Here is a 13,325-nt window from a genome sequence, read left to right on the forward strand (position 1 = left end):
CCTATATATCTATTTTAATCTACTTACCTTACGTCTGCTAAAATTCTAGCTTAATTTCACCTTAATTCTTTAATGGCTTTCGGATATTGAGATTTTATATAGTAGGTAGAACAGAATAAATCTCTTGTTCAACAAAAAGCCCCTCTAACCTTAAGGATTCATAAGGGTTAGAAGGGCTTAAGTTTTTACAAAACAAATGGGACATTTATAAAAAGAATAACAATCCAAGATCAACTACTTGTATTTGCTATTAGGTCTCTTTTTTCATAAATTCCCAAAATCTTTGTAGTTTTCCACATTTTCCTTAAAGCGTAGTTCTAATTCACTTAGTGATAAATCGTCACTAATCGTATATTGCACAAGGGGATTGGGAAGAGAGACTCAGACAAACTATGCAGAAAATCAAATTAATACTATAAAAGGTCATACAATTCCTCTTTAAAAATATACTTATTCCAGTAAAGTTAAGGGAAATAAGGTTATTGGAGGTAAGAAGAATTGGTAAAGGAGCTAAATGCTGATATTGTCATAGTTGGAGGAAGTACAGGTGGGTGCGCGGCGGCGTTGGCAGCATCAAAAATGGGGAAAAAAGTTATTATGACTGAAGAAATGCTTTGGATTGGTGGACAATTAACAAATCAGGCAGTGCCACCAGATGAGCATCCATGGATCGCACAGTTTGGTTGTACGAGAAGTTATCGTGAATTCCGAAATGGTATTATGAATTTTTATCGGAGAAATTTCCCGCTTACACCTGAGGCTAGGAAAAAGGTAAACTTTGATCCCGGTAATGGTGGAGTAAGCAGAATATGTCATGAACCAAAAGTTGCTTTATCTGTCATTCAAGATTTGCTAGCCCCTTATGTTCATAGTGGAAAACTAACGATTTTAACGAAGCATAAACCAATTCATGCGGAATCGACAGGAGATTTTATCAGATCTGTACGTGTTCAAAGTCTTGAAACGAGTAACGAAATTATCTTAACGGCGCCCTATATCTTAGATGCGACAGAGTGTGGCGATCTTCTGTCATTGGCAGGGGTAGAATATGTAACAGGAGCGGAATCTCAATCAGAAACAGGAGAAGAGCATGCACTTCCAGGTGATGCGGACCCGTTGGATATGCAGGCAATTACCTATTGTTTTGCAATGGATTATCTGGAGGGGGAAAATCATACCATTGATCGACCAGCCGATTATGATTTTTGGAAGGGGTATCAGGCTGATTTTTGGCCAGGTAAGCAATTAGGGTGGGTATCTCCGCATTATATTACTCATGTCCCAACCACATATAGCCTCTTTCCATCAAAAGGCAAAAAGGATAGATGGATCTATAGAAGAATTATTGATAAAGGGAATTTTGCCCCTGGCGTATTTGATAGTGATATCACACTAGTAAACTGGCCGCAAAATGATTATTGGCTTGGCCCCATTTTTGAAGTGAGTGAAGAAGAAAGAAATAAACATTTGTATCAGGCTAAGCAACTAAGTTTATCTTTATTATATTGGTTACAAACAGAATCTCCTAGACCAGATGGTGGCGAAGGATACCCAGGGTTAAGGCTTAGAAAGGATATTGTTGGTACAGAGGATGGTCTGGCAATGTCTCCATATATTCGTGAATCTAGAAGAATCAAAGCAGAATATACGATTGTTGAACAGGATATTAGTGCGAAGATGAGAGGGGACAGAGGTGCGAAAGTATTCCATGATTCAGTAGGAATCGGTTGTTATCGAACTGATCTTCATCCAAGTACTGGAAACCGAAATTATATTGATCTATCTAGTTGGCCTTTTCAAATCCCGTTAGGTAGTTTATTGCCAGTTCATATGGAGAATCTTTTACCTGCTTGTAAAAATATTGGTACAACTCATATTACGAACGGAAGTTATAGATTACACCCTGTAGAATGGAATATTGGGGAAGCTGTTGGTTATTTAGCTTCCTATTGCTTAGAGAAGAAAATTCCTCCCCGTAATGTTCGATCAAATCAGCAGCATTTAAATGATTATCAAAAATTACTAACACAAGAGGGAATTGAATTGACTTGGCCTAAATTAAGAACAGTTTAATAAGTAGGCTCTAACAGTAATATCAAAGTTATGTTGGCAAGACTTATGAACTGAAATTAGTATAATAAGAGAGAATATAAGATAAGTAGAGAGGTTGGGACATAACTAAAATGTTAAGCTTCCAAGACGAACAATGCATTACCTTAGCGAAGTATATTTTCGGAGCGAGTATATGCATCATACTAGTTCGTTTTTTTCTTTAGTGAAAACACTTTTGTCCCAGCCTCTTTCATGTTGCGATCCCCGTAGAATTTCACCTTGTAACCACGTTCTATTAGAACATTGCTGCTTTGGGCAGCTGTGTTACACCATACGCCCCCGCAGAAACAATCATTTCCTTATCTTTCGGAATTTCATTTAAAAGTATTAATTGCCTTAACTTGTGTCAAGCTCAATTAATCTATAGGACTAATGATTGTTTCTAAGCATGCGTGAACATAATCATGTGTGTTTATTAATATTTACCTCCAGTTTTAATGTGTAGACCAAAGAGTAAAAGAATTTTTTTAATTCCAATCGAATTAATAGTCATAAAAGTACCAAGATAGGTAAACAAAATATCTATTTTTAGAAATCGCTTTCAAATATAATGAAATCAATCATTAATAGCAAAAAATGATCAGAGAGGTGGTGAAGCAATGAAAGAAGAAGGGGTGAAATTTGCTAGACAGCGACCTTCATTGAACCACATTAAGGTTAAACGTAATATTTCTTTTTCTAAATATTGGAGTTTATATCTAATTATGGTTCCAGGAATTATTTATTTTATCTTATTTAAATATTTGCCTATGTGGGGAGTGATCATTGCTTTTCAAGATTACAGTGTATTTGGAGGGCTCTTAGAAAGTACATGGGTTGGTTTGCAACATTTTAATCATATGTTTCAAGATCGAGAGTTTTATCAAGTATTATGGAACACTTTTATTATTAGCTTCTATAAACTATTATGGGGATTTCCCGGGCCGATTGTGCTGGCAATTTTATTAAATGAGATACGAAACATGGGGTACAAGAGAGCTATTCAAACACTTGCCTATTTACCCCATTTTCTTTCTTGGGTGATTGTTGGTGGAATCCTCATTAATATCCTTTCCCCATCTACGGGTATAGTTAATGAAGTCATAAAATTTCTAGGGATGAACCCTATATTATTTTTAGCGGATACAAGTTGGTTCCGATCTGTACTTGTTGCAAGTGACATTTGGAAGGAAATCGGCTGGGGCGCTATCATTTATTTGGCAGCGCTTGCAGGAGTTGATCCACAACTATACGAGGCAGCTACAGTGGATGGAGCAAATAAGTGGAAACAATTATGGTATGTAACGATACCAGCATTACTTCCAACGATTGCCATCCTATTCGTCCTTCGTCTGGGGAATGTATTGGACGTTGGGTTTGAGCAAATATTTGTATTATATAATCCCGTAGTATATGAAGTGGCTGATGTAATTGAAACCTATGTCTATCGGGCTGGTATCGAACAGGCGCAATTTAGCTATACAACGGCTGTTGGATTATTTAAATCAGTAATCGCTTTAGTCTTAGTATATTTAGCAAATAAAGCAGCGAAGAAAATGGGACAAGAAGGGATTTGGTAGGGGGTGAATAGATGAAATTATCACAGGGTGAAAAGATATTCTCATATACGAACTATTTCATACTGGGGATATTTGGGATATTGGCTTTAGCTCCATTCATTTATGTTATGGCCCAATCGTTTAGTAGTCAACGTGCCATTGTGTCAGGAGAGGTTATCTTTTGGCCGGTAGAATTTAATGTGAATGCATATAGCGAGGTCCTAAACGATGATGCATTTATTAAAGCATTCGTAGTTAGTGTAGGACGTACGGTAATTGGAACGTTTATCAATGTCTTTCTTACTTGTTTATTAGCTTATCCACTTTCTAAACCCTACATTAAAGGCAGGGGGATCATCCTATTCCTAGTTGTTTTTACAATGCTATTTAGCGGAGGAATGATCCCAACTTATCTGACCGTAAAATCTTTGCATCTATTAAATTCGTTTTGGGCATTTATTATCCCAAGTGCTATTAGTGCCTTTAACGTGATTATTATGAAAAACTTTTTTCAAAGTGTTCCCTATGAACTTGAGGAGTCAGCACGGATAGATGGTTGCTCTAATCTCGGAATTCTTTTCAGAATTGCTGTGCCACTATCCATGCCGGCTTTAGCAACAATTGCATTATTTCATGCTGTTTTTCATTGGAATTCATTCTTTGACGCTATGCTATATATTAATGATCGCGGGTTATTCCCGCTACAAATTTATTTAAGAGAATTAATCCAGTTTAATCAAACAGACATTAATTTAATGGACAATATGGAAAAACAATTAATTGCTACAGAGTCGTTAAAGGCTGCGGCCTTGATCGTAAGTACAATTCCAATACTAATGGTTTATCCATTTTTACAAAGGCATTTCGTGAAAGGAATTATGCTTGGCTCGGTTAAAGGATAAAGTAAAGCTTCAATCAGTGGTTTTTTTCGACACAAAGGATGTGCTAGTCGCTAGGAGCTGGAGCTAGATTAGGAAGTGTATCCCTCTCTTATGTCTTCTCCGTCTTCTCTAAAGTCTTGAGTGAGGGGATTACTGCTTGTTAATGCGGATAAAAATTAAAGGGGTTGAAATGATGAAGGGGAAATATTACCGGTTGAGTTTGATTGTGATGCTACTCCTAACTTTATTGATAGCATGTTCTTCTAATCAAGAAGCTGGGATTAGCAAGAAGGACAATGAAGGGGGAGACAAAGAGCAAATAGAAATTGTTTTGAATAATGCAAGCAGGAATTATCCAAAAGGAATGGATGCAAATAATAATCCTTATATCGAATATATTAGGGACAATACTGATCTGGACATTAAGGTTACTACTCCTTCAAGTGACGGTTATAATGAAAAATTAAATGTGATGATGGCGTCCGGAGATCTCCCAGATATGATCTATACTACTGATCCTTCATGGGTAGTGAATTATGTCAATCAGAATGGTTTACAGCCGTTAGATGATGCGATTGATAAATATGGTGAAGATTTAAAAAAGAATATACCCGAAGAAGCATGGGAACATGTGACAATCGCTGGGAAAATTTATGCAATTCCAAGTGTAAATACTTATCCAGGGACGATGATTATGTATGTTCGGAAAGATTGGTTAGATACACTAAATTTAGAACCACCCAAAACATTAGATGAATATACAGAAGTGATGAGAGCTTTTAAAGAGGAAGATCCGGATGGCAATGGAAAAGATGATACATTAGGTTTGGTAATAGCGGAAAACTTAGCACGAACAGAGCCATTTTTTGGTGCATTTGGTATTCAAAGAAATCAATGGATTGAAAGAGATGGAGAATTGGTATATTCAAGTATTCTTCCAGAAACGAAAGAAACATTAGAATATCTCTCTACCCTTTATCAAGATGGATTGTTAGATAAAGAGTTTGCTCTTAATAAAACTGAAAATTTTGAGGAGAAAATAGCAAGTGGTAAAGCAGGATTATTTGCAGCTACTTGGTATGATACACGTGGGCCAATTCTTACGAATGAGCAGAATGATCCGGAAGCTGAGTGGATTTCGTTAGACTTTCCTCTTGGACCAAATGGAGAATCCGGGACAGATGGCACTGCACCAGTTAGAGTTTATAATGTCGTACCTGTAACAAGTAAACAGGCTGATTCCGTTGTCAAAATGTTGAATTTTATGATTGGAGAAGGATATGAAACACTGAAATTTGGCTTTGAGGACGATGTTTATACAATGGAGGATGGAAAAATGCTAACCGATTTTGAAAAACATAATAACCATCTTTACCGTTTAACATTGGCAGAGATGATTGAGCCTGATAATTTGGATTTAGTCAAACTACGGCTTGATTCCTTAGGGGAAGAATTTCATTTATATGATAACTTGCAAAAGATTAAGGAAAATGCGATTTACGATGAATTTCTCGGAACTCCGACAGAATCGATGGGGAAATTTAACGCAAAGTTAAATAAATTGGAAGCAGAGGTTTTTACCAAGATAGTCATGGGAGAAGCGCCACTTGATAAGTTCGATCAATTTGTGGATGAATGGAAAAAAGAAGGGGGAGATCAGATTACGAAAGAAGTAAATGAATGGTATAGCAATAAATAAAACAGTTAAAGGAACTTAATTATTTGGATATGAAAGGACGGATAGAATGTTAGATTCATCTAAATTGAATTATTATACCCAGCAAACTAAATCCAATCAATTTGTCAGAATTGAAACTGATTTATGTATTTACGGAGGTACTTCAGCGGGTGTAACCGCAGCTGTGCAAGCTAAACGAATGGGGTTAGATGTTGTGATACTAGAATTTGGTAGGCATTTGGGTGGGATGACTTCAAGTGGTTTAGGTGCAACAGACATTGGCAATAAGGAGGCAATCGGTGGAATATCACGTCAATTTTATCGTACGCTTGGAAAGTACTATGAAAGTGATGAACCTGATGGAGCTGCATGGAAATTTGAACCTTCAGTAGCGGAGGAAGTTTTTAATACATGGATCGATGAGCAAGGTATCAATGTATTCTATGAACAACATCTAGAATCTGTACAAAAGGAAGCAGGACGTATTAAAAGCATTGAAATGGAAAATGGTGATGTTTTCTCCGCGAAAATATTTATTGATGCTACTTATGAAGGGGATCTACTAGCGAAAGCCGGGGTTTCTTATCATATAGGCAGAGAAGCGAATTCCGTATATAAAGAAACATTGAATGGTATTCACTTTGGAAATCCCAATCATAATTTTAAATCTTGGGTAGATCCTTATGTGGTAGAGGGGAAACCAGACAGCGGCTTATTGTATGGTATAACGAATGATACACTCGGTTATCAAGGGCAGGGAGATTCATCCATTCAGGCCTATAATTTTAGAATTTGTCTAACAGATCGATCTGACATCAAAATGCCATTTCCAAAACCAAACAATTATGATCCCAATAAATATGCCTTACTTGCAAGGTATATTGATACAGGTGTATGGGATGCCATGCAACTTCATAGAGTTTTACAAAATAGAAAAACAGATTTAAACAATTACGGAGGAGTTTCAACTGATCATATAGGATTCAATTATAACTGGGCTGAAGGTGATTACGAAACACGCGAAAAGATATTTCAGGATCATGTTGACTACAATTTAGGGATGCTATATTTTTTAAGTCATGATGAAAGGGTGCCTACTACTATTCGCGAAGAGGTTTGTAGCTGGGGATTACCAGCAGGTGAATTTCCTGAAACTGGCGGGTGGCCACATCAACTATATATACGCGAGGCTCGTAGAATGATATCAGATTGTGTGATGACGGAGCGCCATTGCCGAGGATATACTACTGCAGAAGATTCAATTGGGCTAGCAGCCTATACAATGGATTCTCATCATTGTAGGAGAGTGATCATAGACGGCAGAGTGATTAATGAGGGAAATGTAGAGATTTCTCCAACTGCACCATATCCGATCTCTTATCAGGCTATTGTCCCAAAAGAGGATGAATGCTCCAATCTAATTGTTCCTGTTTGCCTTTCGAGCTCCCATATAGCCTTTGGTTCTATAAGGATGGAACCGGTATTTATGGTATTAGGTCAGTCTGCTGCAACGGCTGCCGCATTAGCTATTGAGGATGATGTATCGGTTCAACATGTAGAATACCAAAAGCTAAGGAATAAATTAATAGAAGATAATCAAGTATTGGAGTGGAAACGGAATACATTAAGTACAACTAAATGAGTATAGTGTTAAAGCTTAGTTTGTTATTTAAAATCTAGCATTCTAAGTATATTGACAACTCAATTGGGGTAGGACAAAATAAAATTAATTGGTTAGCCGAAGTGGGGATAGGGAATGTGGAAGCGACTAAATAGTAGTTTTAAAACATCAATCCAATTAAAGCTTACTGTTTACTTTCTATTAACTCTAGCTCCACTTATTTTTATTAGTGTATATTCGAATATTCAATCTTATAAAGTTTTAAAGCAACAATTAAGCAAACAAGCAACAAGTGTCATGCATTCAGAAGTAGAGTATATCGATATGATCATGCAAAATATAGATGAATTATCTGTACTTATTAGCACGGATCAAACGATTAATCATTTGTTGAATCAAACAACTAGTGAGTTAACACCAGCATCTATCCTTGATCTTAAACAAATCCTGGATAAGGTGACAAAATTCTCCGATGCCAATAATTATATTTCAAATATATCCATATTCCATACTTCCTCGAAAACAATGTTGTCTTCTGAATATGGAGGTAAAAGAGGTTTAAATATTGAACAAGAATCCTGGTTTCAGCAAACAATGGAAGCAAATGGTCAAACCGTTTTGGTCATTCTTCCAAGGACAGAGGAAGAGCATTCAAATTCAATATTTGATCCGGATGATTTAATTTTTATGAGATTACTTGATATTAATAATCCTGTGAAAAACAATAATATATTGGCCATATCAGTACCTCAAAGTAAGTTCTTACATTTTGCAAATGAGTTTGCAGCTTCCAATCATACCCAGTTTTATCTTTTTTCTAATGAAGGGAAATTACTTTCTACTACAGTTAAAAATAATAAGATTCAAACTGAAACAGAATTACAGCATATACAAGAGGGGGATTTTTTCAAAATTGATGTGAGCTCTCCTTATTCCCATTGGAATCTAGTCATGATACAACCGAAGGATGAATTTTATAAAGAATTAGATACGATCTCACTTTTTACAATCTTTATTATTAGTTTAAGTTTTTTGTTGGCAATCTGGACTTCTTGGTTAGTCTATAAGACGATTGCTTCTCCATTGGGGAACCTATCTCAAGGGATGAAAAGGCTTAAACAGGGAGAATTAAATATCCAGTTGAAGGAAGGTAGAAAAGATGAATTTGGATATTTAACGACAGCCTTTAATCAAATGGCGCTTGAACAGAAACACTTAATTAAAGATATTTATGAGAAACAGCTGAGGATGACAAAAACGGAATTGAAATTTCTCCAGTCCCAAATCAATCCTCACTTTTTATATAATACTTTAGATTCTGTATATTGGATGGCCAAAGATCATAATGCAGAAGAAATTAGTGAAATGGTCTTTAATTTATCAAAATTTTTTCGACTGAATTTAATGAAAGCAGATGAAACAGTATCGCTTGAAGAGGAGATTAAACATTTACATTACTATATTCGAATCCAGCAAATAAGGTTTATGGATCATTTTGAAGTAGATTATAAAATAGCAGAAAATACGAAATATATCCCGGTAATAAAACTATTATTACAACCATTAATCGAAAATGCCATTTTACATGGATTGGAACGTAGGAAGAGTAAAGGAATTCTTACGATTGAAACAAGTATAGTTGAAGATAGGTTAAAGGTTGACATTATTGACAATGGAATCGGGATACGAATCGATCGTTTGCGCTATATTCTTGATGAATTAAATCATATAACGATCGAAAGGTTAAAGAACTTCAATAATTACCAAGAATTTAAACCAGATGTTTTTGGGTTAAGAAATGTGAAATCAAGATTAAAACTCTTTTACGGTGATCAAGGCGATTTATTTATAGATAGTAAGGAAAATGAGGGGACGGTCGTAACCATATATATTCCTTTTTTGAATTTCCGTAACGGAAGCTCACATCCTAATAGATCTGTTCCTTATTGATTTTCATTTTCAAGGGAGGATTCTGAATGAATTTGTTAATTGTTGAAGATGAGATTCGACTTTTGAATGGGATTACAAATAATATACCATGGAAAAAAATTAGTATGGAAATAATCGGCGCAGTTTCCAACGGATTAGAAGCATTAAAGATCGCAGAAGAAAAAAAGGTAGATATTATCTTACTTGATATTCGAATGCCGGAAATAGACGGGATAACGCTTGCTAAGCTGGTTTTAGAAAAAGATCCAAGCATAAAGATCATCTTTTTGACTGGACATGATGATTTTAATTATGCACAAGAAGCTATAAATATGGGCGTTTATAAGTACCTTTTGAAACCAGCTGGTGATAAAGAAATATTAGAGTCAGTGAAAGAGGCAGCTGTACAAAAGGAATTAGAATGGGAAAGGAAGCATAAACAAGTAGTGTTAAATAGAAAGTGGAATGAGCATCTGCCTTATCTTCAAGAGCTTTTCTTACAGAGGTTGATTCTTGAAGGCTTTGAAGACCGGGAAGTTAAGCAAAAAGCAAAAGAATTGATGATAGACTTGCCAGAGGACCCAAAATTTATTATCGCGGCTTTGGATATTGATTCTTTGGTTGATGTAGAGAGGGTGCGCTCTGAAATAAGATTACAACAATATTCCATTTTTTATTTTTCGCGGGATTTTTTAGAAGGATATTCATGTGAGCTTTTTAGAGACTCCAATCATTTAACTATAATTTTATTTTCTTGCGATCACGATAATGAAGACGATGAGTTCATAAAGGAAATTATTAACAAAATAACTGAATTACTACTGAGGATTCAAGATTATTTGCAGGTTTCAGTAAGTGTGGGAATGAGTCAAACTGTAAAACTGACGAAAGATCTTCCCAGTTGTTACCAACAAGCATTGAAAGCACTACAAGAAAGGGTTGTTTATGGCCGGAATGCAATCATTCCATTTGTCCAAAAGATGAAGCAAGATTACACCCAAGCAACTACCATTATGATTGATCCTCATATCGAAACATTAATTATTTCGGGAGAGTTAATCAAAGCGACTAATCAATTTAATTCTTTTATTGATGGTTATTTACATCAAATTACCTCTTTTAAAGAGGTAAAGGAATTTATTTTATTTATTTATCACTTTTTAACCAATATTATTTATGAAAGAGGCTGGTTAATAAGTGAGGTACTTAAAGATGAATCTTTTTATCTTATAACAGCAGCAGAGAAATTTAAATCTAAGCAGCAAATAAAAGACTGGGCCAACAAAATAATAATTCGCATTGTAAAATATGCTGAATATCAGAGAAACATTAACCCCAATCATTTAATTAAATCTACTCTTTCTCAAATTGAAAAAAGTATAGAGTTGGAAGAGGAGATAACATTAAACTCAGTTGCAGAAAAGCTATTTATTAATCCATCTTATCTTAGCCGTCTGTTTAAACAAGAAACAGGAAGTACCTTTTCAAAATATTTATTAGAACGAAAAATGAAGCGAGCAAAGGAGTTACTTAATAGAGGAGAAAGGGTCTATGACACTGCGAGCTTTTTGGGATACAATGACGTCAGCTACTTTACAAAAGTATTCCGAAAATATTGGGGGACCACTCCAGGAGAAATTAAGAAGGCTAGTGCTGTAAAATAATAAGAGTATATATAAGGGCATCAAACAGCGAGAACGAAGAAAAGAGGTTTTGGCTTAATATTGCGGGAGAAGTGTTAGGAGCACTTCTCTTTTTATATTTATTTTTGAACTAGTTTTTAGCGGAACATTAGCTTTCAAATCAATGCCGTTGCAGCTAATAGCGCAAAAAGGAGGACGCGATAGGTCAGACCGTCCCCGTTATTGTGGAAAAGTACAAAACAGAATGCACTAAATAACTCTGAACCTATGAAGAAGAAATCTCCTTCATAGGTTCAAGATCCCCCACTGACTTTATTATCTTTTTCCTTATCTCTCACCCCCACCCGCAACTTCCTTTTAGATCGTAATTTGAGAATAATCTAAATGTTTAAAAAATTGATGTGATTAATATATCTAAAAATTCTGTTGCGGTCAATTGGTGATGGCTGTTGAAAGTTTCCAAATAGCTTTACAGTCAAAGAGAGCAGACTGCACCTTGGTTAAAAATTTAAGGAATAGATGAAACAATCGATCAATTAAATTTTCGGATTAGCTAAAATGGTGTTTTGACCTCTACATTGCAGCTAAAATGAAATACTAACTTGTTAAAATAAAAGGATCGTCCATAAAGGTGTCTCAAAATCTCATTTTCTCGATTTTATGAAAACTATCTTCTGTGATATCCTCATTTTAAATGCAGATGAGGGAGGGGGAAAGGATGGGACATGTAGTAAGTGGACGTGAATATACCAACAAATCTGATACTTAAAAAATAAAGCAGCACTACTAGTTTCCCCTTAAGATCTCGCGATAAGTCCCTCAAACCATCAGTGGGGTAAAGAAAACTCTACTGATGGTAGTCTTGTTTTATTAGCTATTCATGCTATGTTTGGTAGAATATATAGTAAGAAAAATGTGCGAAGGAGGAGTTCAAATGCTTTGGGAAGAAGTAAAAAAAGTGTCCCCAGACCAATGGGTTGTGTTTGAAGCAATTGAGGCACATTCCGATAATCATTATCGTATTGTTGATGATATAGCTGTGATTGATTCCTTTGATGACTCCATGGATGCATTCCGCCGCCATTCGAAATTACATAAGCAAAAAACATATCATGAATTTTACTTTTTCATATATCAAGAGAAAATTTGGATACCCAAGAAAAGATGTAGCATTTTTTATCTAATCATAGTCACTGTTGTCTAACACTTTTGAATACGATGATTATTATTATGCTTGTACGAACTCAACCGTCATGGCTGCCATTTGCGCCTCTGGGAAGCATCCACCATCGAAATGTTCTCCATCAATATCCCCTTGTATATCAATCATTTGATCAAGTAAATCAAGATACTTAGCAATTACGGGTTGATTTAGAAGGACTCGCCGTTGCTGCATCTGTTTTGTTAATCGCGAGTGGCATAAGTGAGACAATTAGGGTTGGCTAGGTTAATCCTTTTATAGAACATTGCGCCCCTCCTGTTAGCTCTCCTCCTAACTTCGAGGTTTCTTGAGACATTCCAGAGAGAATACCTGAAAACCTTGAGCAAACATTCCTCAAATTCCTCGCGACTAGACCCTGATTGTACAAACTCTAACGTGATATAAGAAGGCAGTTTATTGTTCTCTAAAAGAAAATAAATCTAGCTTGCTGTGCGGAGGTAAATAACGGCCAAAAGTTAGTAAGGTGATTTTCCTCACTAACTTTTTACACAAAAAATACAATTTTTAAATAGAAAACGAGTTAAACGCTTAACTGGAAATCTCGATATGTATGTGAGGATGAATAGTTCAAATGGATAGAGAAATAAGCTTTCGCAGTTCAAATTCACACTGACAGTGTTAGTTTGAAAGTAAAAATAAAACTCTTGAGATTCACTGATATTCTTGTAATGGCAACGCTTATTTTGATTTCCAAGTATCTA

At 35.6% G+C, this 13,325-nt stretch carries 9 protein-coding genes; 8 read left to right on the forward strand and 1 reads right to left on the reverse strand.

All coding sequences use genetic code 11. The features are described 5' to 3' along the window. The first annotated feature begins 498 nt into the window (after positions 1–498). From IPU53_RS09315 to IPU53_RS09350, 8 genes are all read left to right on the forward strand, one after another. Positions 499–2,073: an FAD-dependent oxidoreductase gene (locus IPU53_RS09315; RefSeq protein WP_207450102.1), complete on the forward strand. Its 1,575-nt coding sequence runs from the start codon at positions 499–501 to the stop codon at positions 2,071–2,073. 638 nt (positions 2,074–2,711) lie between these two features. Beyond that, a complete protein-coding gene (locus tag IPU53_RS09320) occupies positions 2,712–3,671 on the forward strand; it encodes an ABC transporter permease (RefSeq protein ID WP_207450103.1) in 960 nt (319 codons plus the stop codon). 11 nt (positions 3,672–3,682) lie between these two features. Next, positions 3,683–4,552, forward strand: a complete 870-nt coding sequence (locus tag IPU53_RS09325; RefSeq protein WP_207450105.1) for a carbohydrate ABC transporter permease — start codon at positions 3,683–3,685, stop codon at positions 4,550–4,552. A gap of 142 nt (positions 4,553–4,694) precedes the next feature. After that, on the forward strand, positions 4,695–6,230 hold the full coding sequence (locus IPU53_RS09330; RefSeq protein WP_242698198.1) for an extracellular solute-binding protein: 1,536 nt from the start codon (positions 4,695–4,697) through the stop codon (positions 6,228–6,230). Between the two features lie 46 nt (positions 6,231–6,276). After that, positions 6,277–7,851, forward strand: a complete 1,575-nt coding sequence (locus IPU53_RS09335; protein WP_207450107.1) for an FAD-dependent oxidoreductase — start codon at positions 6,277–6,279, stop codon at positions 7,849–7,851. Positions 7,852–7,965: 114 nt separating this feature from the next. Then, a complete protein-coding gene (locus IPU53_RS09340) occupies positions 7,966–9,780 on the forward strand; it encodes a cache domain-containing sensor histidine kinase (RefSeq protein WP_207450109.1) in 1,815 nt (604 codons plus the stop codon). Between the two features lie 32 nt (positions 9,781–9,812). Next, positions 9,813–11,423: a response regulator gene (locus tag IPU53_RS09345; protein ID WP_207450111.1), complete on the forward strand. Its 1,611-nt coding sequence runs from the start codon at positions 9,813–9,815 to the stop codon at positions 11,421–11,423. Between the two features lie 913 nt (positions 11,424–12,336). Next, a complete protein-coding gene (locus IPU53_RS09350) occupies positions 12,337–12,606 on the forward strand; it encodes a hypothetical protein (protein ID WP_207450113.1) in 270 nt (89 codons plus the stop codon). Between the two features lie 24 nt (positions 12,607–12,630). On the opposite strand, the gene IPU53_RS09355 is transcribed toward IPU53_RS09350, so the two are convergent. Continuing rightward, on the reverse strand, positions 12,631–12,798 hold the full coding sequence (locus IPU53_RS09355) for a hypothetical protein (protein ID WP_207450115.1): 168 nt from the start codon (positions 12,796–12,798) through the stop codon (positions 12,631–12,633). Between the last annotated feature and the right edge of the window lie 527 nt (positions 12,799–13,325).

The sequence above is a fragment of the Bacillus sp. SD088 genome (assembly GCF_017355205.1).
GTDB lineage: Bacteria > Bacillota > Bacilli > Bacillales > Bacillaceae_C > Lederbergia.

Excerpts from the sequence above, each read along its gene's own strand:
- IPU53_RS09320 (WP_207450103.1), top strand. The coding sequence starts at position 2,712 with ATGAAAGAAGAAGGGGTGAAATTTGCTAGACAGCGACCTTCATTGAAC.
- IPU53_RS09325 (WP_207450105.1), top strand. The coding sequence starts at position 3,683 with ATGAAATTATCACAGGGTGAAAAGATATTCTCATATACGAACTATTTC.
- IPU53_RS09330 (WP_242698198.1), top strand. The coding sequence starts at position 4,695 with ATGCGGATAAAAATTAAAGGGGTTGAAATGATGAAGGGGAAATATTAC.
- IPU53_RS09335 (WP_207450107.1), top strand. The coding sequence starts at position 6,277 with ATGTTAGATTCATCTAAATTGAATTATTATACCCAGCAAACTAAATCC.
- IPU53_RS09340 (WP_207450109.1), top strand. The coding sequence starts at position 7,966 with ATGTGGAAGCGACTAAATAGTAGTTTTAAAACATCAATCCAATTAAAG.
- IPU53_RS09350 (WP_207450113.1), top strand. The coding sequence starts at position 12,337 with ATGCTTTGGGAAGAAGTAAAAAAAGTGTCCCCAGACCAATGGGTTGTG.
- IPU53_RS09355 (WP_207450115.1), bottom strand. The coding sequence starts at position 12,798 with ATGCAGCAACGGCGAGTCCTTCTAAATCAACCCGTAATTGCTAAGTAT.